Annotated in this window: 22 protein-coding genes; 9 read left to right on the forward strand and 13 right to left on the reverse strand. The window is 54.7% G+C overall.

From position 1 onward, the window contains the following. Positions 1–68 precede the first annotated feature (68 nt). The 3 genes from V2154_RS10285 to yoaA form a co-directional block, all read right to left on the reverse strand. The gene (locus V2154_RS10285) at positions 69–713 is read right to left on the reverse strand and encodes a Slp family lipoprotein (RefSeq protein ID WP_353502155.1); all 645 of its coding nucleotides are present in this window, start codon (positions 711–713) and stop codon (positions 69–71) included. A 63-nt stretch (positions 714–776) separates the two neighbouring features. Further along, positions 777–1478 carry a tRNA (adenosine(37)-N6)-threonylcarbamoyltransferase complex dimerization subunit type 1 TsaB gene (gene tsaB / locus V2154_RS10290; RefSeq protein ID WP_353502156.1) on the reverse strand — a complete coding sequence of 234 codons (702 nt, stop codon included), beginning with the start codon at positions 1476–1478 and terminating at the stop codon, positions 777–779. A gap of 69 nt (positions 1479–1547) precedes the next feature. Continuing rightward, a complete protein-coding gene (gene yoaA, locus V2154_RS10295) occupies positions 1548–3461 on the reverse strand; it encodes a DNA repair helicase YoaA (RefSeq protein WP_353502157.1) in 1914 nt (637 codons plus the stop codon). A gap of 143 nt (positions 3462–3604) precedes the next feature. Between yoaA and V2154_RS10300 the strand changes: the two genes are divergently transcribed. Beyond that, a complete protein-coding gene (locus V2154_RS10300) occupies positions 3605–3949 on the forward strand; it encodes a RidA family protein (RefSeq protein WP_353502158.1) in 345 nt (114 codons plus the stop codon). Between the two features lie 77 nt (positions 3950–4026). Here the strand turns inward: V2154_RS10300 and V2154_RS10305 are convergent, their stop codons facing one another. From V2154_RS10305 to zwf, 3 genes are all read right to left on the reverse strand, one after another. Beyond that, on the reverse strand, positions 4027–4668 hold the full coding sequence (locus V2154_RS10305) for a bifunctional 4-hydroxy-2-oxoglutarate aldolase/2-dehydro-3-deoxy-phosphogluconate aldolase (RefSeq protein ID WP_353502159.1): 642 nt from the start codon (positions 4666–4668) through the stop codon (positions 4027–4029). A gap of 186 nt (positions 4669–4854) precedes the next feature. Continuing rightward, positions 4855–5550: a 6-phosphogluconolactonase gene (gene pgl / locus V2154_RS10310; protein WP_353502160.1), complete on the reverse strand. Its 696-nt coding sequence runs from the start codon at positions 5548–5550 to the stop codon at positions 4855–4857. Positions 5551–5560: 10 nt separating this feature from the next. Further along, entirely contained in the window at positions 5561–7036 is a 1476-nt protein-coding gene (gene zwf, locus V2154_RS10315; protein ID WP_034790717.1) for a glucose-6-phosphate dehydrogenase, read from the reverse strand. A 408-nt stretch (positions 7037–7444) separates the two neighbouring features. Here zwf and V2154_RS10320 point away from each other — a divergent pair, with 408 nt between their 5' ends. From V2154_RS10320 to V2154_RS10345, 6 genes are all read left to right on the forward strand, one after another. Further along, complete coding sequence (locus tag V2154_RS10320; RefSeq protein ID WP_353502161.1) at positions 7445–8314, forward strand: MurR/RpiR family transcriptional regulator; 870 nt, start codon at positions 7445–7447, stop codon at positions 8312–8314. Positions 8315–8570: 256 nt separating this feature from the next. Beyond that, a complete protein-coding gene (gene pyk / locus V2154_RS10325; protein WP_353502162.1) occupies positions 8571–10013 on the forward strand; it encodes a pyruvate kinase in 1443 nt (480 codons plus the stop codon). A 705-nt stretch (positions 10014–10718) separates the two neighbouring features. Then, the gene (locus V2154_RS10330; RefSeq protein ID WP_437342030.1) at positions 10719–12233 is read left to right on the forward strand and encodes a pyridoxal phosphate-dependent decarboxylase family protein; all 1515 of its coding nucleotides are present in this window, start codon (positions 10719–10721) and stop codon (positions 12231–12233) included. A gap of 16 nt (positions 12234–12249) precedes the next feature. After that, positions 12250–13554 (forward strand): lysine N(6)-hydroxylase/L-ornithine N(5)-oxygenase family protein, encoded by a 1305-nt coding sequence (locus V2154_RS10335; RefSeq protein ID WP_437342031.1) that lies wholly within the window; start codon positions 12250–12252, stop codon positions 13552–13554. 23 nt (positions 13555–13577) lie between these two features. Then, on the forward strand, positions 13578–15959 hold the full coding sequence (locus V2154_RS10340) for a GNAT family N-acetyltransferase (RefSeq protein WP_353502165.1): 2382 nt from the start codon (positions 13578–13580) through the stop codon (positions 15957–15959). Positions 15960–16068: 109 nt separating this feature from the next. Further along, positions 16069–17292 (forward strand): MFS transporter, encoded by a 1224-nt coding sequence (locus V2154_RS10345; protein WP_353502166.1) that lies wholly within the window; start codon positions 16069–16071, stop codon positions 17290–17292. Between the two features lie 74 nt (positions 17293–17366). Here the strand turns inward: V2154_RS10345 and lpxM are convergent, their stop codons facing one another. The 3 genes from lpxM to znuA all read right to left on the reverse strand — a co-directional run bounded on the left by lpxM (position 17367) and on the right by znuA (position 20789). Next, positions 17367–18338, reverse strand: a complete 972-nt coding sequence (lpxM, locus tag V2154_RS10350) for a lauroyl-Kdo(2)-lipid IV(A) myristoyltransferase (protein WP_353502167.1) — start codon at positions 18336–18338, stop codon at positions 17367–17369. A gap of 180 nt (positions 18339–18518) precedes the next feature. After that, positions 18519–19835 (reverse strand): murein DD-endopeptidase MepM, encoded by a 1317-nt coding sequence (gene mepM / locus V2154_RS10355; protein WP_353502168.1) that lies wholly within the window; start codon positions 19833–19835, stop codon positions 18519–18521. A gap of 21 nt (positions 19836–19856) precedes the next feature. Next, positions 19857–20789, reverse strand: coding sequence for a zinc ABC transporter substrate-binding protein ZnuA (znuA, locus tag V2154_RS10360; RefSeq protein WP_353502169.1), 933 nt, complete (start codon positions 20787–20789; stop codon positions 19857–19859). Positions 20790–20884: 95 nt separating this feature from the next. On the opposite strand from znuA, the gene znuC reads away from it, so the two are divergent. Further along, entirely contained in the window at positions 20885–21643 is a 759-nt protein-coding gene (gene znuC / locus V2154_RS10365) for a zinc ABC transporter ATP-binding protein ZnuC (protein ID WP_353502170.1), read from the forward strand. Next, on the forward strand, positions 21640–22425 hold the full coding sequence (gene znuB, locus V2154_RS10370) for a zinc ABC transporter permease subunit ZnuB (protein ID WP_154147777.1): 786 nt from the start codon (positions 21640–21642) through the stop codon (positions 22423–22425). The genes znuC and znuB overlap by 4 nt, the downstream gene beginning before the upstream one ends. Positions 22426–22491: 66 nt before the next feature. On the opposite strand, the gene ruvB is transcribed toward znuB, so the two are convergent. The 4 genes from ruvB to V2154_RS10390 all read right to left on the reverse strand — a co-directional run bounded on the left by ruvB (position 22492) and on the right by V2154_RS10390 (position 25588). Next, positions 22492–23496 carry a Holliday junction branch migration DNA helicase RuvB gene (gene ruvB / locus V2154_RS10375; RefSeq protein WP_034790733.1) on the reverse strand — a complete coding sequence of 335 codons (1005 nt, stop codon included), beginning with the start codon at positions 23494–23496 and terminating at the stop codon, positions 22492–22494. 8 nt (positions 23497–23504) lie between these two features. Beyond that, entirely contained in the window at positions 23505–24119 is a 615-nt protein-coding gene (ruvA, locus tag V2154_RS10380) for a Holliday junction branch migration protein RuvA (RefSeq protein WP_353502171.1), read from the reverse strand. Between the two features lie 96 nt (positions 24120–24215). Then, on the reverse strand, positions 24216–24737 hold the full coding sequence (gene ruvC, locus V2154_RS10385; protein ID WP_154147776.1) for a crossover junction endodeoxyribonuclease RuvC: 522 nt from the start codon (positions 24735–24737) through the stop codon (positions 24216–24218). A 107-nt stretch (positions 24738–24844) separates the two neighbouring features. Further along, positions 24845–25588, reverse strand: coding sequence for a YebC/PmpR family DNA-binding transcriptional regulator (locus tag V2154_RS10390; RefSeq protein WP_353502172.1), 744 nt, complete (start codon positions 25586–25588; stop codon positions 24845–24847). Between the last annotated feature and the right edge of the window lie 10 nt (positions 25589–25598).

A 25598-nucleotide genomic window follows, 5' to 3' on the forward strand; every position in this document is an offset into this window, starting at 1 on the left:
GGACTTCCATGGCCCAAAAAAGAAAAAGGCGACCAGAGTCGCCTTAAAAGTCTTACTCTACTGCTTAGTTATTCGGTCACGAAGGTTTCTACACGAGCCGGTTGTGGGTCATACCAGCCCGGTCCCCAGCCTGGACCAAAGCCTCTGCCCCAGCGTGAGTTATACGGACCGTAGTAGCCCCACGGGCCAATTGGCTGCGGCGGCATCACCACCTGTTGAGACAGGTGCCAGCGTTTGTAGCTGTTCACGTCCACAGTGATAAAATTGTAAGAGGACTGGCCGATGGTGCCCTTCTCCGCGCCGGTAATTGGCCCGACGACGGTGACAAGTTGGTCTCGCAGATCGACCGGATCCACAAAGCCGTTCACATAGGCGTGAATTCGCCCCAGCGACGCTGCGCCCAGAATCGGCCTTGCTGCGTCATCCAGCGGCACGGTGGCGATTTCCAGCCGCGTTTTGTTCTGCTCATTGGTCACGCTGATCACTTTACCGCCGAAGCGCGACTCTTGGCCGACATACAGCTGCGGCGCGCCCTGCACCACTTGCAGATTCATCTGCGGTGTATCCGTGGTACCGCGAATATCCGCAGGCACGGTAACACAGCCGGACAGCAACAAAACGCTTAACCCAATGGCGCTAAGCGCCAGGCGTTTAGACTGAAAAACAGAACGTTTAAAACCAGAAAACTGTTGCACTGCCGACCACCTACGCATTGTGAGAACTCCTGGACGATACTTACACTTTTGACCACGATTTAGTTCACAAGTTGCTAAAACTTAACGGCCAGGAAGCTTTTTCCAGGTCACTTCATTACGCAGATAAACCGGCTCGGCATGCTCAGCGCTGACGCGAACGCCGGATTTCCACATGTTCAGGGCCAGAGGCAGCATATCTTCGGCCTGCGGCAGACACATTTTGCCATCAAATAATTCCACGGCAGATGATTCACCCAGCAAATCTGGGTAGGTCTGCCAGCCGGTGCCAACCGTGGCAAAGCGCCCGGTCAGTGCCTGAGCGCGGGGTAACAGCTGCTCGGGTTTCAGCACGGCTTCGGACTGCTCGCCCTGCCATTCGCCATCTTCACCGCGCAGGTATTCAGCCCAGTAGACTTCGCCCATGCGGGCATCAATCGCCGCCAAGACGCGGGTCGCTTGGGTCAGGCGATAGGCGCCCTGCGCCATGGTCATCAGCGTGGAAACGGGCAACAGCGGCAGCTCAGCGCCGAAGGCCAGCCCTTGCGCCACGCCAATGCCGATACGCACGCCGGTAAAGCTGCCAGGGCCGCGGCCAAAGGCCAGCGCGTCAACCTGATTCAGCGTCAAGCCGGCTTCGGACAGGATCTGCTGCACCATCGGCAAAATGCGCTGCGTATGTTCACGGGCGCAAAGTTCGAAATGAGCGAGGGTTTCGCCATTATTGTAAAGCGCAACCGAGCAGGCTTCAGTCGCCGTATCAATTGCTAAAATTCGTGTGGACATGCCAAACCTCAGGCGGGAAAGAAAAGTTATGGGCCTTTTTCGCGGCCGAATATTAACACAAGCGCGGCGCTATTTCTGCTGTTGAGACTCTTGCAGGAAGCGGATTGCGCGGTCTAAATCTCGGGTGCGCGGCGTCGGCGGCAGGCTGTTTAAAAATACCTCGCCGTAAGGGCGCATCACCAGCCGGTTGTCGCAGATAATCATCACGCCGCGATCGTCAGTGTCGCGGATCAAACGCCCGACGCCCTGCTTCAAGGTGATCACCGCGTCCGGCAGCTGGACTTCATTGAACGGATCGCCACCGCGCAGGCGGCAGTCCTCAATGCGCGCCTTGAGCAGAGGGTCATCCGGCGAGGTAAAGGGCAGTTTGTCGATAATCACGCACGACAGTGCCTCTCCGCGCACGTCTACCCCTTCCCAGAAGCTGCTGGTTGCCACCAGCAAGGCGTTACCCGCCTCGACAAACTGCGCCAGCAGCTGGCCCTTACTGGTTTCACCCTGCACCAAAACCGGCAGTGTCATGCTGGCACGAAACTCTTCGGCCAGTTCGCGCATCATCTGGTGCGAGGTGCAGAGGAAGAAGCAGCGCCCCTTGTTGGCTTCAATCACCGGGCGCAGCATGCGCGCCAGCTGGCGCGAGCCGCCGCGCTCGTTGGGCGAAGGCAGGAAGCGCGGGACACAGAGTAGCGCCTGATTGGCGTAATCAAAGGGGCTGGCGAGCAGCAGCGTTTCGGCGTCGTTCAGGCCGAGACGCTCGGTAAAATGATGCAGCTGATCGTTCACCGAAAGGGTCGCGGAGGTGAAAATCCACGCGCCCGGTTTGTCAGTCATCATTTCGCTGAATTTGTCAGTCACCGATAGCGGCGTCAGGGCCAGCACGAAGTGGCGCGAGTTGCATTCGTACCAGTAGCTGTAGCCGGGAATAGAGACATCTTTCAGACGCTTGAGGCGATTGCGATACAGCGTAGCGCGCTCGAACGCCGCGTCCAGCAAGGCCGAGCGGCCAAGGGAGAGCTTCACCACGTCGTAGCAAAGCTCCAGCGCGTCATCAAGCAACAGCAGCGCGCGCTGGATGGCGGGCTGATTGAGCACGTCACGCAGATTACCTCTAAAGCCCGGCTCGCCCAGTGCTAGGCGGAAGTCCATGGTGCTTTGGCTCAGGCGATCGGCGCTCTTTTGCAACTGAACCGAGTCGCGAACCTCGGTGCGATAGGCGATGGTGATGTCTTTCGCCATGTCCAGCAGCTGGCGGCTGGTCACCTGCTGGCCGAAATATTGGCTGGCAATGTCAGGGATCTGATGGGCTTCGTCGAAAATCATCACGTCGGCGGTGGGGATCAGTTCGCCAAAGCCGCTCTCTTTCACCACCATGTCGGCCATAAACAGGTGGTGGTTGACCACCACCACGTCGGCATCCATGGCTTTGCGGCGCGCCTTCACTACGAAGCAGTCTTTGTAGGCCGGGCAGTCGCTGCCCAAACAGTTGTCATTGGTACTGGTGACCAGCGGCCAGACGTGGCTGTCTTCGGCTACCACCGAGCAGGTGCTGATGTCACCCTCTTCGGTCATGCTCGACCAGTTACGCAGATGCACTAAATCGCTCAGCGACTGGCTGGCAAGCTCGCCGCCGGAGAGCGATTGCTGCTCCAGACGCTCAATGCACAGGTAGTTGGAGCGCCCTTTCAGCAAAGCTAATTTGCCTTTGAATTTCAGCGCCGTGGCGACTTTTGGCAGGTCGCGGGAATAGAGCTGGTCCTGCAGGGCTTTCGAGCCAGTGGAGATAATGACTTTTTTACCGGAACGCAGCGCGGGGGCCAGATAAGCGTAAGTTTTACCGGTACCTGTACCGGCTTCCACCACCAAACCTTGCTTATTTTTGATAGCCGTACTGACGGCCTGCGCCATCAGACGCTGAGGTTCACGGGGTTTAAAACCTTCAATTTTCTGCGCTAACGCGCCGTCTGGTGCAAAATCGTCTATCACGCTGTCTCTCTACCTGTACGGATCAGCAGTGATTATGCCAATCCTTACCCCTCTCTACCACCGACTTGTGCCGGTCCATTGCAATAAGCCTTTGTGATACCCTATTAGCAACATTAAAAAAGATGCCAAACAGGAGCACCTAAATGACTATCGAACGTATCAGACCCGAGCCGCGCATGTCCGACGTCGTGATCCATAACGACACCCTGTATTACACCGCCGTGCCGGAAAATCTGGACGCCGACGCCAAAGCGCAGACGGCTGAGACACTGGCTATCATTGACGCCGTGTTAAAAGAAGCGGGTTCTGATAAGAGCAAAATCCTCGATGCCACCCTGTTCTTGGTGCACAAAGAAGATTTTAAAGCGATGAACGAAGCTTGGGATGCGTGGGTTTCTCCGGGCAATGCGCCAGTGCGTTGCACCGTGCAGGCCAACCTGATGAACCCGAAATATAAGATTGAAATTAAAATCATCGCCGCGCGTTAATTCGCTTTTAGCGCCAAATGATGAAGACAAAAAAACCTCCCGCGGGAGGTTTTTTTATGCTGCAAAACAGCCGCAGATCACTGCTTGGCACCCGCCACGGCTTCTTGGGCCAGTTGGGTGATCCGCGCGTAATCCCCTGACTCCAGCGCATCTGCCGGAACCAGCCATGAACCGCCGATGCACAGCACGCTTTTCAGCGCCAAGTAGTCACGGTAGTTGTTTGGCGTAATGCCGCCGGTCGGACAGAAACGCACCTGCGGGAATGGCCCTGCGATGGCTTGCAGCGCTTTTACCCCACCGTTGGCTTCCGCCGGGAAGAACTTGAACTCGCGCAGACCGGCATCCAGACCCAGCATCAGTTCAGACACCGTGCTAATGCCAGGGATCAGCGGAATTGGGCCAGCATTGGCAGCTTTCAGCAGCGGCTCGGTTAAGCCCGGGCTGATGGCGAACTGCGCGCCAGCGGCGGTTACTTCGGCCAGTTGTTCAGGGTTCAACACCGTGCCCGCGCCGATAATCGCGTCCGGCACTTCCTTGGCGATAGCTTTAATAGCGTCAACCGCGCAGGCGGTGCGCAGAGTCACTTCCAACACTCGCACGCCGCCCGCAACCAAAGCTTTCGCCAGCGGCACCGCGTGTTCGAGTTTGTTAATCACAATCACCGGAACCACCGGACCTGAGGTCAGGATCTGTTCCGCGCTTGTTTTCCAGTTTTTCATCGTTGTCTCCGTTCATGCCCGCAGGCATCGTTGTGATTGTTGGCGCGCCCCTGCCACAGGGCCTGCATGTTTGCAGGTTACCGACCACACCACATAGCTACTTTACAGCCGAATGATTGGGGATAGTAAATCTGAAAAAACAAAATAAAAAAACCGCTGCATAGGCAACGGTTTTAGTGAGTGCTGTTAAGCCGACCAATAGACGCTGACCGGCGTTTGCTGTTGATTCAGCACCGCGCGGACCGGCATTTCATTCACGTCGGTCCCCTTTTCAGCGCGCTCATAGACATCGCGCTTGGCTTCGCCGTTCAGATGCAAATAGATATTGCGACTGTCGAGCAGCACCGGCAAGGTCAGCGTAATGCGGTCCAGAGGCGCAGTCAGCGGGGTCATACCCAGACAGGTGCGCCCCGAGTCCAAATCCAAGGCTTCGCCAAGGTTTGCCGCACCGGGGAACAGTGACGCCGTGTGGCCGTCATCGCCCATGCCGAGGATCACCACGTCGATAGGTCGCGGCAATTGCTGCAACGCCACTTCGGTAGCGGATGCCCCTTCAAACGGCGAAGCGGCATCGTTCTTCAGGCCAATAAAGGTCGCGGCGAGCGCCGGGCCTTGCAGCAGGTTGTTGCGCACCGTTTTTTCATTGCTGGCGCTATTGTCCGGGCTGACCCAACGTTCATCAGCCAAGGTGATCACCACCTTGCTCCAATCCAGCTCCTGACGTGCCAGCAGCGTGAACAGGTCGACCGGCGTGCGGCCCCCTGATACCACCAGACTGGCTTTGCCGTTTGCTTTGATGCCTTCACGCAGCGCATCCGCAATCTTTCCGGCGAAGTTTTGGGTCAGCGCCAGCGCGCCGGAAAATTCGACAAAATTGGCCATCAGTTTCCCTTTATTCGAACTCGTTCCATGAACGACCATCGCGGGTGATCATCGCAACAGAAGCCACAGGGCCCCAAGTACCAGACTGGTAAGGTTTCGGTGCTTCGCTCTCGGCTGCCCACGCGTTCATGATGGAGTCTACCCATTTCCAGGCTTCTTCCACTTCGTCACGACGCACGAACAGCGCCTGAATACCGCGCATGGTTTCCAGCAGCAGACGCTCGTAAGCATCAGCAATGTGCTGCTCGTTAAAGGTCTCGGAGAAACTCAGGTCCAGCTTGGTGGTTTGCAGACGGTGTTTGTGCTCCAGACCCGGCACTTTGTTCAGCACTTCGATCTCGATCCCTTCGTCCGGTTGCAGACGAATGGTCAGTTTGTTCTGAGGCAGCTGCTGGTAAGAGTCGCGGAACAGATTCAGTGCCGGGCTCTTGAAGTAAACCACGACTTCTGAACATTTGGTTGGCAGGCGTTTACCGGTACGCAGGTAGAAAGGTACGCCAGCCCACTGCCAGTTATCGATATCCACGCGAATAGACACGAAGGTTTCAGTGGCGCTGGTCTTGTTGGCGCCCTCTTCTTCCAGATAACCCGGAACCTTCTTGCCTTGCACAAAACCGGCGGTGTACTGGCCGCGAACTGTGGTTTCACGCACGTTAGACTGGTCGATGCGGCGCAGCGAGCGCAACACCTTAACCTTCTCATCACGGATACGGTCGGTGCTCAGGTCAGCCGGAGGTGACATGGCAATCATGGTCAGGATTTGCAACAGGTGGTTCTGGATCATGTCGCGCATCTGGCCCGCTTTGTCGAAGTAACCCCAGCGGCCTTCGATACCCACTTCTTCCGCCACGGTGATCTGCACGTGGTCGATAGTGCGGTTATCCCAGTTGCTGGCAAACAGATTGTTAGCAAAACGCAGAGCCAACAGGTTCAGAACGGTTTCTTTACCCAGATAGTGGTCAATACGGTAGACCTGAGATTCGTTGAAATACTCTGCGACTTGGTCATTGATAACCTGGGAGGATTCCAAAGAGGTGCCGAGCGGCTTCTCCATCACGACGCGCGATGGCTCTTTGTTCAGACCGGCTTCACCCAGGCCACGGCAGATGGCACCAAAGGTGCTTGGCGGCATGGCGAAATAGTTGATGGTGGCGCGGTTCTGCTGGTCGAGCATTTTGCCCAACACTTTGAAGTGCTTGAGGTCGTTGACATCAAGGTTACAGAATTCGAAACGAGCGCTGAGTTTTTCCCACAGCTCTGGCTCCATTTTTTCTTTCATGAAAGTCGTCAAAGCTTCTTTAACAACTTCTACATATGCAGCTCTGTCCCACTCCGCGCGACCTACACCGATGATTTTGGTGTCAGGATGGATGTGGCCAGCCTTTTCTAATTGATACAGGGAAGGCAACAGTTTACGGCGCGCAAGATCGCCTTTAGCACCGAAAATAACCAGGTCACACGCCTGGGCTGTCTGGGTTACCGCCATGTTCTTCTCCTTAGTGCAGGAATCACCCTCATAATTCATGTTGCAGGTCGATTCCCACAACCCGATTTATTCGGGGTATCTATTGTAATTTTATTTCAGCCACAATGTACTCTGATCGGTTGTAAGCAGTAAACCTCGATCTAAGACCTTAATAAATGAATTAAAACCACATATTTTGTCATGGTTGTTAAAATCGTTCAAAAATCACCCGAAGATATGTAATTTTATGACAAAACTGATAGCCATTTACCAGATTGAAATTTAGATCTCGGTCATACTCTGGTGATAAAAGCTTGAATTACACCAGTTTGCTCCTGCCAACCGCGGTTAGCTCGTAGTATATTTTCACCAAACCGACATGATTTCCTCTTTTCACAGAAATCGTTGAAACCTATGAGTGGCACCCTAATGAATACATTAGAAAAAATCCAAAGCCATTTGGACATTCTGAGCAAATCCGAGAGGAAAGTCGCAGAAGCAATTCTCGCCTCACCCCAGACCGCCATCCATTGCAGTATCGCGACCCTGGCCCGCATGGCCGATGTCAGTGAACCTACTGTAAACCGTTTCTGTCGCCGCCTCGATACCAAAGGTTTTCCAGATTTTAAATTACATTTGGCGCAAAGTCTGGCTAACGGCACGCCTTATGTGAACCGTAACGTCGATGAAAGCGACGGCGCCGATGCCTATACCGGCAAGATTTTCGAATCCGCCATGGCTACCCTCGACCAAGTCAAAAACTCGCTGGATATCGGCGCGGTAAACCGCGCGGTTGACCTGCTGACTCAGGCGAAAAAGATCTCTTTCTTTGGCCTCGGGGCCTCTGCCGCCGTGGCTCATGACGCGATGAACAAGTTCTTCCGCTTCAATATTCCGGTGGTCTATTTCGACGACATCGTGATGCAGCGCATGAGCTGCATGAACTGCACCGAAGGCGACGTGGTGGTGTTGATTTCGCACACCGGGCGCACTAAGAATCTGGTAGAACTGGCCCATCTGGCGCGGGAAAACGACGCCACGGTGATTGCCATCACTTCGCACAACACGCCGCTGGCTAACGAAGCCACGCTGGCGCTGCTGCTGGATGTCCCTGAAGACACTGACGTATATATGCCGATGGTTTCGCGTCTGGCTCAACTGACCCTGATTGACGTGCTCGCCACCGGATTTACCCTGCGTCGCGGGGCAAAATTTAGAGATAACCTGAAGCGGGTCAAAGACGCGTTGAAAGAATCGCGCTTTGATAAGGGTATGCCCGTCCCCAGCGTTTTTGACTAAGCGTAGACCGAATGAAATAGAAGCGCCTTAAAAGGCACATTTTGAACATTGGGACCGCACAAATTAGACATTTTTTAGGGAGTTTGGCACCCTCAGCCTCAATGATGAACCCATCAATGTGCGCAGAAGTGCCTAAAACCAAACACGCGGCGAGTAACGCAGGTGAAACGCAATGGCCTTAAAATCACACACCGCACCGAAGTAGGTTACCGCTGTTTTTTGCACGACAAATGTTCACCAGTCAACGGAGTAATACATGTCCAGAAGGCTCAGAAGAACCAAAATTGTTACTACCCTCGGCCCTGCTACAGACCGTGATAATAATCTGGAAAAGATTATTGCCGCCGGCGCCAACGTAGTTCGGATGAATTTCTCCCACGGAACCGTTGAAGACCACATTATTCGCGCTAACAAAGTGCGCGAAATCGCCGCCCGCCTCGGGCGCCACGTTGCCATCCTCGGTGACCTGCAAGGTCCTAAAATCCGCGTATCGACCTTTAAGGAAGGCAAAGTCTTCCTGAACATCGGCGATAAATTCCTGCTCGACGCCAACATGAGCAAAGGCGAAGGCGATAAAGAGAAAGTCGGCATCGACTATAAAGGCTTACCGGCCGACGTGGTTCCCGGCGATATCCTGCTGCTCGACGATGGCCGCGTGCAGCTCAAAGTGCTCGAAGTTCAGGGCATGAAAGTCTTTACCGAAGTCACCGTTGGCGGCCCGCTGTCCAACAATAAAGGCATCAACAAGCTGGGCGGTGGCCTGTCAGCCGAAGCCCTGACCGAAAAAGACAAAGCCGATATCATCACCGCCGCAAAAATTGGCGTCGACTATTTGGCCGTCTCCTTCCCGCGCACTGGCGAAGACCTGAACTACGCTCGCCGCCTGGCCCGTGACGCAGGCTGCAACGCGCAAATCGTTTCTAAAGTAGAACGCGCCGAAGCAGTGGCAACTGACGCCGCCATGGATGACATCATTCTGGCCTCTGACGTGGTGATGGTTGCCCGTGGCGATTTGGGTGTGGAAATCGGGGACCCAGAGCTGGTAGGGATTCAGAAGAAACTGATCCGCCGCGCTCGCCAGCTGAACCGTGCCGTGATCACCGCAACCCAGATGATGGAGTCGATGATTACCAACCCAATGCCGACCCGTGCTGAAGTCATGGACGTGGCTAACGCCGTGCTTGATGGCACCGACGCCGTGATGCTCTCTGCGGAAACCGCCGCGGGTCAATATCCGTCTGAGACAGTAGCCGCCATGGCCCGCGTGTGTCTGGGCGCGGAGAAGATCCCAAGCATTAACGTCTCTAAACACCGTCTCGACGTGGAGTTCGACAACATTGAAGAAGCTATTGCCATGTCTTCTATGTATGCCGCTAACCACCTGAAAGGCGTAACGGCGCTTATCGCCATGACCGAGTCTGGTCGCACCGCGCTGATGATGTCACGTATCAGCTCCGGCCTGCCAATCTTCGCCATGTCGCGCCATGAGCACACCCTGAACCTCACCGCCATCTACCGTGGTGTTACTCCGGTGTTCTTCGACAGCAATAATGATGGCGTGGCCGCCGCGCACGACGCCGTTACCCTGCTGCGCGACAAGGGTTATCTGTTATCCGGTGATTTAGTGATCGTCACTCAGGGTGATGTCATGAGTACCGTCGGCACAACAAATACCAGCCGCGTATTACGAGTAGAGTAATAACCCGTCCAACCATAAGGGGAGTCACCTCCCCTTAGTAATAATCTAGTAATAAAAAGCCGATTCTGTGGAATCGGCTTTTTCATATTATTCCCTCCGCGCTATTCATTTTATGCACAATAAATTCACCTCAAGATTAATATTCCGCTTTATTTACCCGCTATTTTTGTGCTTTATAATTCCACATTGTAATAATGGATTAGCTAGCAACAATCAAAAGACACAATGTTATTAATGGATAATATTCCATATTTGTTATTTAAAACCCGGACTAAAAGCGTCATTTGGAATAACAAATGTAGAAAGATCCTATGTGAATATGCCCCAGAACGGCCAAAACCCCACAAAAACGTGATGCAGATCACAAAATATCATTAACGATGCTACTTTGATGAGAATGTTTATCATTGTCATTGAATGATAATGATTTGCATTTATAATGTTCTTCATCGGTTAATGACCTAAAAAATGCCAATCACAGGAATTTACACAAGACAAAAGACTGATAATTTACCTTAACTAAATATCATTATACTAAACTCGCATTAGCGCGGCGCTTGCCCGTGCCTGATGACTAATAAACTTAATTTAACTATCCCGGCTAAGGCTGGCGGCTTCCCCACGCCTGCTGCAAGCCCAAACGGATAGCAAAAGGAATGTTTCATGAGCCAAATAAATTATTCCGAACTCTCTTTTACCCACGAAATGGTAAATGAAAATCAGGGTTTTATTTTCAATCAACACTCCACAGATGAGTGGCAAAAACACATTGAAAATGGCCTTGAAATAATCAAAGGCCATATTAATAACAAGGAAAAACCTTTTTCCGGCATTACTCCAGCAGAATTAGCCGATCAGTTTCGCCATATTGACCTGACCCAGCCCCTGCCCGGCACCCGATTGGCGCTGGAAGAGTTAGATGATTTATATCTGCAACATGCGGTCTATTTTCATCACCCAAAATATATCGCGCATCTTAATTGCCCGACGGTGGTTCCGGCCCAATTAGCCGAGCTGTTTATCAGCGCCATCAACTCCTCAGTGGATACCTGGGACCAGAGCGCAGGCGGCACGCTGATTGAGCAAAAGGTGATTGACTGGACGCTGGCGCGGATCAAATTCGGCCCGCAGTCCGACGGCATTTTCACCAGCGGTGGCACTCAGTCTAACCTGATGGCGATGCTGCTGGCCCGCGACGCCTTCTGCAAGCGCACCCATCCTGAACACAGCATCAAATATCAGGGGCTGCCGTCTGACGCCAACCGCTGGCGCATTTTCACTTCACAGGTGAGCCACTTCAGCATCCAAAAATCCGCCGCCCTGCTCGGCCTTGGCTATGACGCCGTAGTGCCCGTCGCCTGCGATGACGCTTTCCGCATGGACGCTGACGCCTTGAAGCAAGAGATGGCACGCTGCCACGCCGAAGGGCTGATCCCTATCGCCGTGGTCGCCACCGCCGGCACCACCGACTTCGGTAGCATCGACCCGCTGCACGAAATCTCGCAGGTATGCCGCAGCGAAAACATCTGGATGCACGTAGATGCCGCCTACGGATGCGGCCTGCTGGTATCGCCGCAGCACCGCCAGCGCATTGACGGTATTGAATTAGCGGATTCCGTCACCGTGGATTACCACAAATCCTTCTTCCAGCCGGTGAGTTGCAGCGCGTTCTTCGTCAACGACCAGAAGCATTTCGAGCATGTCGCTTGGTACGCCGACTACCTCAATCCACTGAGCGCCAAGCTGGAAGGTACGCCGAACTTGGTCAACAAGAGCATTCAAACCACCCGTCGCTTTGACGCCCTGAAAATGTGGCTGACGCTGCGCATCATGGGCCAGCAGGCGCTGGGCGAATCCTTCGACACCCTGCTGGCATTGGCGGTTGAAGGCCACCAGCAGATGGTGAATCACCAGAATATTGAAGTGCTGCATAAGCCTGAACTCAGCACCCTGGTGTTCCGCTTTGTGCCGCGCCAGTCGCTGAGCGACGAGCAGCTTGACGCGGTGAATGCCGATATTCGCAAAGCCATTTTCCGCTCGGGCAATGCGGTGATCGCCGGTACCAAAGTGGATCAACGCCAGTATTTGAAATTTACCCTGCTCAATCCAGCCACCTCCGCCGCAGACATTGCCGACGTGATTGGTCTGGTTGTGCATTACGGCAAAGAGCTGACCAGCGCAGCGCTTAACTCAGCTTTTCATCAAGGAACTGGCGAGTAAGGAACACACTATGTCTATGACGCAAAACAGCACTCAAACCTATGATTTTATCGCCGTGGGCATCGGCCCGTTTAACCTCGGACTGGCCTGCCTGACGGACCCGATTGAGCAGCTCAACGGGCTATTTATCGACCAAAATCCGGGCTTTGACTGGCACACCGGCATGATGCTGGAGAGTGCCATGCTGCAAACCCCGTTTATGGCGGATTTGGTGACGCTGGCAGACCCAACCAGCCGCTTCAGCTTCCTCAACTACCTGAAGCAAAAAGGCAAAATCTACTCTTTCTACATCCGTGAAAATTTCTTCATGATGCGCAAAGAGTTCAACCAGTACTGCCAGTGGGTGTGCAGCGAACTGTCTAATTTGAAATTCGCTACTCGCGTGGAAATGGTCACCTGGGACGAAGCCAAGCAGTGCTATCTGGTGCACACCCAGTCCACGCAGAGCAGCGAAAAAGCCGTATATCAGGCTAAGCGACTGGTGCTGGGCACCGGCCCGTCGGCCTGGATGCCGCCCTGCTCGCGCGGCGTGAGCCAGCAAATTCACCACTCCAGCGCCTATTTGCCGAACAAAGAGCAGGTGCAAAGCTCGAAATCCATCACCGTGGTGGGCAGTGGTCAAAGCGCGGCGGAAATCTACTATGACCTGCTTTCCGACATCGAAAAGCATGACTACCAGTTGACGTGGGTGACGCGCGCGCCGCGCTTCTACCCGCTGGAGTACAGCAAACTGACGCTGGAGATGACCTCGCCGGAGTATATCGACTACTTCCATGAGCTGCCGATGAGCAAGCGCGACCAGCTTAATCGCGAGCAAAAGGGGTTATATAAAGGCATTAACATCAGCCTAATCAATGACATTTATGACCTGATGTACACCAAGCGGCTCGACGGCCCGCTGAATGTCAATCTCTACACCCATTCCGAATTAACCGCCATGAGCCGCAACCCTGACGGCACGCTGGACATGACCTTCCTGCAACAAGAGCAGCAGCAGGAGTATCGCCACAATACCGAATCGGTGATTTTAGCGACCGGCTATGGCTACCAGCCGCCGCAGTGCATTGAAGGCATTCACTCGCGCATTCAGTGGGACGACGCCGGGCGTTTTGCGGTCAATCGCAACTACAGCATTGACGCCAATAACCAGATTTTTGTGCAAAACGCCGAGCTGCACACCCACGGCTTCGTCACACCAGACTTAGGCATGGCCTGCTACCGCAACAGCAGCATCATCCGCGCCATGCTCGGTGACGATATTTACCCGATTGAAAAATCCATCGCGTTCCAGACATTTTGCGCCCGCGAACTGGGTGAATAACCCCCAATCAAGGAGACATGACCATGTTTGATACGCTGCCCAAGCCGCTGTTTTCCCGCTCGCGCGATGCCGGAAACCTGACGCTGCGACCGCTGAAATTTCCGCAGGACGCCGACACCCTGCATAGCTGGATGACCAAGCCCTATGCCAAATTCTGGGGCATGCTCGACAGCCACCGCGACGACGTGGAGACGTTTTACCGCGAGCTGACCGCCAGCAACCCTCACGCCACGCTGATGGGCGAGCACGATGGCAAACCGGCGTTTTTGATTGAGTGCTATCCGGTGCAGGAAGACCCGCTGCACGAGCATTACGACGTCCAGCCCGGTGATATCGGCATGCACATTCTGCTGGCCCCAGCCGACCGCCCGCTGCCGGACTTCAGCTGGCAGGTGTTCTCCACCGTAATGGAGTACCTGTTCAGCCTGCCGGAGGTGCTGCGCGTGGTGGTGGAGCCGGACGTGCGCAATGACAAGATCCATCGCCTGAATAAACGCGCCGGTTTCCAATACCAGCGCCAAATCACTCTGCCTCATAAAACCGCGTGGCTGGCTTTTTGTGAGCGTGAAGACTATTTACTGGCCCGCCAAAAGGAACAAAACATGTCGAAACACCCTGCCGCCATGCAAACCGGCAAGCACCTTCATCCGGCCAACTGGGCCAAGGCCAACGCCCTGCTGCTGCGTAAATGCTTGTCCGAGTTAGCCCACGAGCGGCTGATTGAACCTAAAGTGCTGAAGAGCGACGAGCACTGGAGCGAGTACCAGCTGGCCGCCCCGGCCAGTGTGGTGGAGTACCGTTTTCGCGCCCGCCTGCTGCCGCTGAACGACTGGCTGATTGATCTCGACAGTATCCAGCGTCTCGACAATCTCGCGCCGCAGCCATTGGACGCCTTACAGTTCATCATCGAATTTGCCGAACAAATCGGTATTTCGCAGGCTATGCTGCCGACCTACATGGAAGAGATTTCCAGCACCTTGTACGGCAGCGCGTGGAAGTTGGAAAACAACCACAGCACCGCCAAATCGCTGAGTCAGGCTGACTTCCAGACCGTGGAAACCAGCATGACTGAAGGGCACCCGAGCTTCATTGCCAATAACGGCCGCATTGGCTTCGACGCCGCCGACTATGTGCGCTACGCGCCAGAAGCCGCCAGCCCGCTGAAGCTGGTGTGGGTGGCGGTGCATCACGATAAGGCGCACTTCGCCAGCGTTGAAGGTCTGCCTTACGAGAAGCTGATCGCCGAAGAGTTGGGTGAAAAGCAGATTCAGGCTTTCACTCAGCAGCTGACAGAGCGCAACCTCGACCCGAAAAATTACTACTTTATGCCGGTTCACCCTTGGCAGTGGCAGAACAAGCTGCTGACCGTCTTCGCGCCAGATATCGCGCGTAATTACCTGATTTATTTAGGTGAAGGGGAAGATGACTATCTGGCGCAGCAGTCGATTCGCACCTTCTTCAACGCCAGTCAGCCAACCCATCGCTATGTGAAAACCGCGCTCTCTATCCTGAACATGGGCTTTATGCGCGGGCTGTCGCCTTACTACATGGCGACCACGCCGGGGATTAACGAATGGCTGGCCGAATTGGTGGAAAACGACGCCTATTTGCAAGCCAATGGTTTTAGCATTCTGCAAGAAGTGGCCTCCCTCGGTTACCACAACCACTATTTCGAAAATGCGATTAAAGGCGACAGTGCTTACAAGAAGATGTTTGCCGCGCTGTGGCGACAAAACCCGGTGGCCTGGTTGCAGCCTAACCAGCGCCTGATGACCATGGCGTCGCTGCTGCACACTGATTTCAACGGCGATGCGCTGATTGTCGAGATGATCAAATCCTCTGGATTGGACGCCGCCGACTGGCTCAAACGCTACACCACGGCTTACCTCAGCCCGCTGCTGCACTGCTTCTATCACTATGATTTGGTGTTTATGCCGCACGGCGAGAACCTGATCCTGCTGTTTGAAAACAACATTCCGGTCAAAGCCTACATGAAGGACATTGCCGAAGAGATCGCGGTGATGAACCCGGACGCCAAGCTGCCGGAGAAAGCCAAACGCCTTGCCGTGGACGTGCCTGAGCAGTTGAAGATCTTGTCTATCTTCACCGACGTGTTCGCCGGGGTGTTCCGCTTCATCTCGCGCATTCTGGAAGAGCAAAACCAGATGTCTGCTGATGATTTCTGGAAAGTGGTCGCCGACACCGTGCATGACTACCAGCAGCAATATCCTGAACTGGCGGAGAAGTTTGCGCGCTACGACATGTTTGGCGCGGAGTTCACCCACTCTTGCCTCAACCGCCTGCAACTGGCGAATAACCAGCAGATGATCAACCTGTCGGACCCGGCGCAAAACCTGAAATTCGCCGGAACCCTCGACAACCCGATTGCTCGCTATAAAAACTGATCGTTCACCGTTTTATGCAGTTATTCAGCGCGGCCTTAGCAGGCCGCGTTTTTCAGTTTTCTGGAACCTTGAAAATGTGACCCAATCGCCTTGGGTATGGAGTCTTGATATGTCGTCCGTGTTTCAACCCGCAGAACGGCTTGGCCGTCGGCAGTGGCTGTTTCCGCTCTCGCTGGTGTTATTTGAATTCGCTACTTATATCGCCCATGACATGATCCAGCCTGGCATGCTACAGGTCATTAGTGACTTTAGCGCCAGCGCCGACTGGGTATCGGCCTCCCTCACTGCCTACCTGTGTGGCGGCATCATGCTGCAATGGCTGCTCGGCCCGCTGTCTGACCGTCTGGGCCGCCGCCCGGTATTACTCACCGGCGTGGCTTTCTTTGTCGTCACCTGCCTCGGCACCTTACTGACGCAAAGCATTGAGCAATTTATTTTGATGCGTTTCCTGCAAGGTATGAGCCTGTGCTTTATCGGCGCCGTGGGCTACGCCGCGATTCAGGAAGCCTTTAACGAAAGTTTGAGCATCAAGCTGATGGCGCTGATGGCTAACGTCACGCTGATCGCGCCACTGCTCGGGCCTTTGGCGGGCGCGGCTTTTATTCACTACGCGCCGTGGAAAGCCATGTTTGGGCTGTTTGCGCTGGTGTCGCTGCTGGCATGGTGGGGCTTATGGCGCAGTATGCCGGAAACCGCGCCGCGCGACGGCCAGCCGTTCTCCTTCCGCCGCCTGCTGGCCGATTACGGACAGGTGCTGGGCAATAAAAGCGTGGTGTTTGGTTCACTGTCTATCGGGCTTATCACCCTGCCACTGCTGGCGTGGGTGGCGCAGTCGCCGGTGATTCTGATTCAGGATGCGGGCATGTCGCCGCTGCAATATGGCTGGTTGCAGGTGCCGATTTTTGCCGGTCTGATCATCGGCAATCTACTGCTCACCAAGCTCAGCGGCAAAGTGAAAGTCACCACGCCAATTTGGCTGGGCATCGTGCCGATCGTGCTTGGGCTGGCAATCACCGCCGTGGCCGCCACCTTCTTTGCTCACGCATGGGGCTGGGTGATTGGCGGCTTGGGCTTGTACGCGATGGGTTCAGGATTGGTCAATGCAGGCTTATATCGCCTGACGCTGTTCTCAAGCGCCGTAGGCAAAGGCACCGTGGCGGCGGCGCTGGGGCTGATCACTATCTTAGTGTTTGCGCTGGGGATTGAGGTCGCCAAGCTGCTCTACTTCGCCGACGGCAATGCTCGTTTCAACCAGTTCACTCTGCTGAGCGGCGTGGCGGGAACCTTGCTGATCACCCTGTTCTTAACCTCGCGCAAAAAGCCGGGTCACTAAGGTTAAACGGCAGAAAGCAAAAGGCTGAGATGATCTCAGCCTTTTTACGTTCTATCGGGAGCTAACTCGGCAGCTTACTTAGGGAAAAGCTCGTCGCGGGAGTACGGCTCTTCTTCCCCGGGCTTGCGGGTTTTCAGCAGCTTGAGGATCCAGGTGTACTGCTCGGGGTTCGGCCCCACCAGCAGTTCAACCTCTTCATTCATGCGACGGGCAATCTGAGTGTCGTCGGCGGTGGCTAAATCGTCCATTGGCGGGCGAATATAGATATCCAAACGATGCTCGTGGCCGTTGTACACCGGGAACAATGGAACGATGGACGCGCGGCAAACCTTCATCAGACGCCCTACCGCTGGCAGCGTCGCCTTATAGGTGGCGAAGAAATCCACGAACTCGCTGTGCTCGGCGCCATGGTCCTGATCCGGCAAGTAATAGCCCCAATACCCCTGACGCACTGAGCTGATAAACGGCTTGATGCCGTCATTGCGCGCGTGCATGCGGCCGCCAAAGCGACGACGCACGCTGTTCCACAGGTAATCTGTCAGCGGGTTCTTCTGGTTATGGAACATGGCGGCCATAGGTTGCCCGGTGGCGGCCATCAGCATCGCGGGGATATCCACCGCCCAGCCGTGCGGCACCAGAAAAATGACGTTTTTGCCGTCGGCCTGCATCTGGTCGACAATCTCCTTGCCGTGCCACTTAACGCGGCTAAGCACCTTCTCAGGCGCGCGGCAGGCCAGCTCGGCCATCATCACCATCGACTGCGGCGCGGCGGCAAACATCTCATCAATGATGTGTTCGCGCTCGGCCTCGGGCACTTCCGGCATGCAGTACAGCAAATTGATTCGGGCACGGCGGCGCGCGCCTTTAGCGAGCTTGCCCGCCAGTCGGCCCAGGCTGCCCAAAATCGGGTCACGGACTTTGACTGGAACATACGCCATTGCGGCCATAGCACCGACGCCAAGCCATACCCCCCAGTAGCGCGGATGGTAAAAGGCTTTCTGAAATTCTGGAATAAATTCGACGTTCGATTTTTTCTCTGGCTGCATAGATGGCTCTGAATACATAGCTCTTAAAACAATAATTCGGACAATGATAAGTGTAGTGCATGATTTTGCAAAGAAACTCACCACCTCGTCGGAGCAGAAAGACGCAAAAAGCGCTTCAGGCATGCCCTAAAAGCATGCCTGAAACGTCAGCGTGACGCTGAAACAAACTGATTTGCGAAATTAATTCAGCTTCAACTGCGGAATAACTTGTTTGACCGTAGCCAGATAGTCAGCGCGATCTTTACCCGTCAGCCCTTCTGAACGCGGCAACTTGGCGGTCAACGGATTGACGGCCAGCTGGTTAATCCACATTTCAAAGTGCAGGTGTGGTCCGGTAGAGCGCCCGGTGTTGCCGGACAACGCGATGCGATCGCCACGTTTAATCTTCTGACCCGGCTTAACCAGAATTTTGCGCAGGTGCATGTAGCGCGTCATGTACTGGCGGCCGTGACGGATAGCAATGTAGTTGCCCGCCGCACCGCCATTTTTCGCCACCATGACTTCACCATCACCCACTGCCAACACCGGGGTGCCCACTGGCACAGCGAAGTCAACGCCACGGTGCGGTGCAATACGGCCAGTCACCGGGTTCAAACGACGCGGGTTAAAGTTAGAGGAAACGCGGAACTGCTTGATGGTGGGGAATCGTAAGAAACCGCGGGCTAAGCCGCTACCATTGCGATCGTAGAACTTACCGTCTTCGGCCCGAATGGCGTAATAATCTTTGCCGCTGCTACGCATACGCACGCCCTGCAGGTGGCTCTGCTCGCTCTTGCCGTCCAGCACTTCGCGGGACATCAGCACCGCGAACTCATCGCCTTTACGCAGCTTTTTGAAGTCTAACTGCCACTGCAAGGCTTTGACGACTGAACTGATTTCACCGCTGGAAAGCCCGGCGGCTTTGGCACTGGCGACAAAACTGCCATCCAGACGCCCTTTCAGCACGCTGTCTTGCCACTCACCTTTGAGCGTCTCAAGGCTAGCTTTAAAGCCGGAGCCGGAACGGTCATACGTGTAAGTCTCACGACGCGACTTCTCCCACACCACGCGCTGTAATTCACCGTCGTCATTGACTGTCCATGACAGCTGCTGACCGACTTTCAAATTACGCAAATCGCTGTTGGTGGACGCCAGCGCGGAGATATCGGACATATCGATACCGTACTGGTTGAGGATGCTGCTTAGGGTATCGCCGGTGGAAACCACGTACTCGTGCACGCCCGTTTCAGATTCAACTTTTTCGTCGAGATCGTCTTGTGGAATGTCTTCCGCAGGCGGCGGCTGGTCGATGGGTTCACTGGCTTCAGGGAGCAGCGAACGTACTTGCTCGCTGTCGAGTTCGATATGTTTAACGATAGGGTTCTGTTCTGGGTGGTAAACGAACGGTTTCCATACGGCTACTGCGAGAGTAACTACGGTAAGCGACCCCAGCATGACGCGGTGGGGCCGTGGAAGGTTGTTATACGCCAGAGCGATAGAGCGGGCTATCAGCTGCACTTTAATACGGTCCTTTTAATCTTACTTCAGGCAGCTCACGTACTGGTTAGTCAGATGTGACAGGAAGTTCACATAACTGTCCTTACCCAATGCGATGCCGCTTCCCAACGGATCCAATGTGCCCATACGCACTGTTGTCCCTTGGGCAACGGCATTGATTACGGCCGGCCTGAATTGTGGCTCAGCAAAAACACAGACTGCTTTCTGCTCAACCAACTGAGTTCGAATGAGATGTAATCGCTGCGCGCCGGGTTGGATTTCGGGGTTGACCGTAAAGTGGCCAAGTGGCGAAAGGCCAAAGTGTTTTTCGAAATAGCCATAGGCATCATGAAAAACGAAATATCCCTTACCCTGCACAGGCTGCAGCATCTTACCAAGGTTTTTGTCAACTTGTGTCAAGCCGTCCTCAAACTGACGCAAGTTTGCGTCTAATTTGTCCTTGTTTTGTGGCATAAGTTCCAATAATTTGGCGTGGATCGCGATCGCCGTCTGTTTTGCTATCTCTGGCGACATCCAAACGTGCATGTTGTACTCACCATGATGATGATCGTGGCCGCCGTCCGCGTGGTCGTGATCGTGCTCTTCTTCCTCTTCATTGCCTTTCTGTAATAACGGTTTTACCGTCGGCAATGCCGAAATTTCCACTTGACGATTTGGCCCCAGTTGGGCGGCAGATTTGGTCATGTAGGCTTCCATTTCCGGACCGACCCACACCACCAAATCGGCACTGCGTATTTTTTTCAGGTCTGAGGGGCGAAGCGCGAAATCGTGTGGTGACGCCCCGTCTGGCAGCAGCACTTCGGTAGGCGTCACGCCGTCAGCAATCGCCGAGGCAATAAATCCCAATGGACGGACCGAAGCCACGACGTCAGCCTGAGCGCTGGTCACCGCGCATGCACTCAGCAAACTTGTCGCTAATAAAATCCGTTTAAAGGTCTTTTTTGGGTCTGTCATTTGGAATTACCTCTTCATCTTAAAGGTGAAAACTGGTTATTTTCACGGAAATGCAATATTATAACATTCGATTTGTTCTGCAAGACAAGACTGACATGCCCACACTAACCACACTTAATAAAATCTCGGTTGCCTTCGGCAATCGACGCGTGCTGTCGGATATCTCTCTGACATTACAACCCGGTAAAATTCTTACGCTGCTTGGCCCAAATGGCGCAGGGAAATCCACCCTGGTGCGCGTCGTGCTGGGCTTAGTGCCGCCAACCAGCGGAACCCTGACTCGCGAGCCGGGTCTGCGCATCGGCTATGTGCCGCAAAAATTGCATCTTGATGCCACCATGCCGCTGACGGTTAGCCGCTTTATGCGCCTCAAACCCGGCGTGAAGCGCGGCGACATCCTCCCTGCCCTGAAACGCGTTCAGGCCGCGAACCTACTCGACCAGCCGATGCAAAAACTCTCCGGCGGTGAGAACCAGCGCGTGCTGCTGGCTCGCGCTTTGATGAATAATCCGCAGCTGCTGGTGCTGGATGAGCCCACTCAGGGTGTCGATGTTAACGGCCAGCTCGCGCTCTATAACCTGATAGACAACCTGCGCTGCGAGCTAGGCTGCGCGGTGCTGATGGTGTCCCACGACCTGCATCTGGTGATGGCGAAAACCGACGAAGTGCTGTGTCTCAACCAGCATATCTGCTGCTCTGGCTCCCCAGAAGTGGTGTCCACTCACCCTGAATTTATCGCCATGTTTGGCAATCGCGGTGCCGAGCAGCTGGCTATTTATCGCCATCATCACAATCATCGTCATGATTTAAAAGGAAAAGTTATTTTGCGTAAAAGCGGAGGCCATGACGCATGATTGAATTATTGCTCCCCGGCTGGCTGGCGGGGATTTTGCTGGCGACGGCCGCGGGCCCGCTTGGCTCATTTGTGGTGTGGCGACGCATGTCCTATTTCGGCGACACGCTGGCGCACGCTTCCCTGCTCGGCGTGGCCTTTGGCCTGCTGCTGAACGTCAATCCCTTCTACGCCGTGATTGCCGTTACCCTGTTGCTGGCCCTGCTGCTGGTGATCCTTGAGCGAAAGCCGCATCTAGCTGTCGATACACTGTTAGGCATTATGGCGCACAGCGCGCTGTCGCTGGGTCTGGTGGTGGTTAGCCTGATGTCCAACGTGCGGGTCGATTTAATGGCGTACCTGTTTGGGGATCTGCTGTCCGTCACGCTGAGCGATATCTGGATGATTGGCGTTGGCGTGGTAGTGGTGATTGCCGTGCTCTGCTGGCAGTGGCGCTCGCTGTTGTCGATGACCATCAGCCCAGAGCTGGCGCACGTTGACGGCGTTAACCTACAGCGCTCGCGCATCGTGCTGATGCTGGTGACTGCATTGACTATTGGTTTGGCGATGAAGTTTGTCGGCGCGCTGATCATCACCTCTTTGCTGATCATTCCAGCCGCCACGGCACGCCGCTTCGCTAAGACGCCGGAGCAAATGGCGCTGGTAGCTATTGCCGTGGGTATTCTGGCAGTCTCCGGCGGCCTGGCTTTCTCGGCTTTCTACGATACGCCGGCTGGCCCGTCGGTGGTGCTGAGCGCGGCAATTATGTTTATGCTCAGTCTGAGCAAAAAACAGGTCGCCTGACCCAGCTCGACGCATAAAAAAAGGACGCCAAGGCGTCCTTTTTTGTCATTTGCAAACAGCGCAGTTCTACTCTTCGCGCGTCATGCCAAAGTGCTTATAGGCGTGATTGGTCGCCATGCGGCCGCGCGGGGTACGTTGAATAAAACCTTGCTGAATAAGGAAGGGTTCAATCACGTCTTCAATGGTTTCGCGCTCTTCGCCGATGGCGGCGGCAAGGTTATCCAGGCCGACCGGGCCGCCGGTAAACTTGTCAATAATTGCCAGCAGCAGCTTGCGGTCCATGTAGTCGAAACCTTCGGCATCGACGTCCAGCATGTCCAGCGCGCTGGTGGCGATATCGCCACCGATGGTGCCATCGCCTTTCACTTCAGCAAAGTCACGCACCCGTCGCAGCAGGCGGTTGGCAATACGCGGCGTGCCGCGCGAGCGGCGAGCAATCTGGTGCGCGCCCTCTTCCGACAGCTCTAAGCCCAGACAGCTGGCGCTGCGCCCGACGATGTGCTGTAGGTCGGCGACCTGATAGAACTCCAGACGCTGAACAATGCCAAAACGGTCGCGCAGCGGCGAGGTTAGCGAGCCTGCGCGCGTCGTCGCGCCCACCAGCGTAAACGGCGGCAGGTCGAGCTTGATAGAGCGCGCCGCCGGCCCTTCACCAATCATGATATCTAACTGATAATCTTCCATGGCTGGGTAAAGAATCTCTTCAACCACGGGAGACAGGCGGTGGATTTCATCAATGAACAGCACGTCATGCGGTTCGAGGTTGGTGAGCATGGCCGCTAAGTCGCCCGCCTTCTCTAGTACCGGACCCGAGGTGGTGCGCAGATTAACGCCCATTTCGTTGGCGACGATGTTGGCCAGCGTGGTTTTACCCAATCCCGGCGGGCCAAAAATCAGCAAGTGGTCTAATGCATCACCGCGCTGCTTGGCCGCCTGAATAAATATCTCCATTTGCGAACGCACGTGGGGCTGACCGACATATTCGGACAGCATCTTCGGGCGTATCGCACGATCGATGACTTCTTCTTCGCTGATAACATCAGGCGAAATCAGGCGGTCAGCTTCTATCATCTATTACCTCACAGAGCCGCGCGCAACGCGTCTCTAATCAACGTTTCACAATCCAGACCCGGTTTGGCGATTTTGCTGATCATGCGGCTGGCCTCTGGCGGCTTATAGCCAAGAGAGATCAGGGCTGAGACGGCTTCGCCTTCGGCATCAGACTCTTTCGTCGGTGAGGACGATGCCGGTAGCGTGATATCCGTATGATTACTAAAGAGATCGCCGTTTAATCCTTTAAAGCGGTCCTTCATTTCAACTACCAGACGCTCTGCGGTCTTCTTACCCACGCCGGGTAATTTAATCAGTGCGGTGATCTCTTCTTTCTCGACCGCGCTGACGAACTGCTGCGCAGACATGCCGGAAAGAATGGCTAACGCCAGTTTTGGCCCGACGCCGTTCACTTTTATCAATTCACGGAACAGAGCGCGTTCTTGCTTTTCGTTGAATCCGTAGAGTAACTGCGCGTCTTCACGCACAATAAACTGCGTGAAAATGATAGCTTCTTTACCCAGATCTGGTAATTCGTAAAAACAGGTCATTGGCATATGGACTTCGTAGCCCACGCCGTTAGTTTCCAACAGCACGAGCGGCGGCTGTTTTTCCAGAATAACGCCTCTGAGTCGACCTATCACTTTCACCTTCCTTTATGGATCAAATTTTCAAAATGCTGCGCTGTTTATATCATAGAAAAGGCTGGATGAATATCCAGCCTAATGCGATACAGCTCACTAACGCATCCGCCCGCGTGCCATTTGTAATTTATCCGTGCTCAGGCGAATGGCGTTTTGGCTCATGTGGCAATGGGTGATGGCAATCGCCAGGGCATCGGCGGCGTCCGCCTGCGGGTTAGCGGGCAGTTTCAATAATGAACGTACCATATGCTGCACCTGTGACTTTTCAGCAGCGCCGGTGCCGACCACCGTCTGCTTCACCTGCCGCGCGGCATACTCAAACACCGGCAAATCCTGATTCACCGCCGCCACGATGGCCGCACCCCGCGCCTGCCCCAGCTTGAGGGCCGAGTCGGGGTTTTTCGCCATAAATACTGATTCGATGGCAAAAAAGTCTGGATGAAATTGGGTAATAATTTCGCTGACGCCGGCATAAATTAGCTTTAAACGGGTCGGCATATCGTCGACTACTGTGCGAATACAGCCGCTGCCGAGATAGCTGAGTTGACGCCCTGTCTGGCGGATAATGCCATAGCCGGTAACGCGTGAACCGGGGTCAATCCCCAGAATTATAGCCATAGCCAATCAACGCCTTGTGTTGTCGTTTTGCATAAGTGGGGAGTATAGACCGCAGAGAGGGTCTGCGGATAGCCGGCCGGTGAACGAGCCACCGGCGGCAAAGAGCATTACAGAGTTTCTGCAATCTCGTCGGAGATTTCACCGTTGTGGTAAACCTCCTGCACATCATCACAATCTTCCAGCATGTCGATCAAACGCAGCAATTTAGGGGCTGTTTCTGCATCCATATCGGCTTTGGTCGATGGGATCATGGAGACTTCAGCGGAGTCCGCTTTGTAGCCTGCGGCTTCCAGCGCATCTTTCACTTCGCCCAGATTTTCCCACGCAGTGAAGACGTCAATCGCGCCATCGTCATAAGAAACGATGTCTTCGGCGCCCGCTTCCAAAGCAGCTTCCATCACGGCATCTTCATCCAGACCCGGAGCAAAAGTGATCACCCCTTTCTTGGAGAACAGGTAGGCCACGGAGCCGTCAGTGCCCAGGTTGCCGCCGGTTTTGGTGAAGGCATGACGCACTTCAGCCACGGTACGGTTGCGGTTGTCACTCAAACATTCCACCATGATTGCCGAGCCACCTGGACCGTAACCTTCATAAATGATGGTTTCCATGTTGGTGTCGTCATCGCCGCCCACGCCACGCGCCACGGCGCGGTTCAGGGTGTCACGGGTCATGTTGTTGGCCAGCGCTTTATCGATAGCCGCGCGCAGACGAGGGTTAGCACCCGGATCGCCACCGCCCAGTTTCGCAGCTGTTACCAGCTCGCGAATAATTTTGGTGAAGATTTTGCCGCGTTTTGAATCTTGCGCCGCTTTGCGGTGCTTAGTGTTGGCCCACTTACTGTGACCTGCCATAAATATCTCC

It is taken from the genome of Ewingella sp. CoE-038-23 (genome assembly GCF_040419245.1).
GTDB classification, from domain to species: domain Bacteria; phylum Pseudomonadota; class Gammaproteobacteria; order Enterobacterales; family Enterobacteriaceae; genus Ewingella; species Ewingella allii.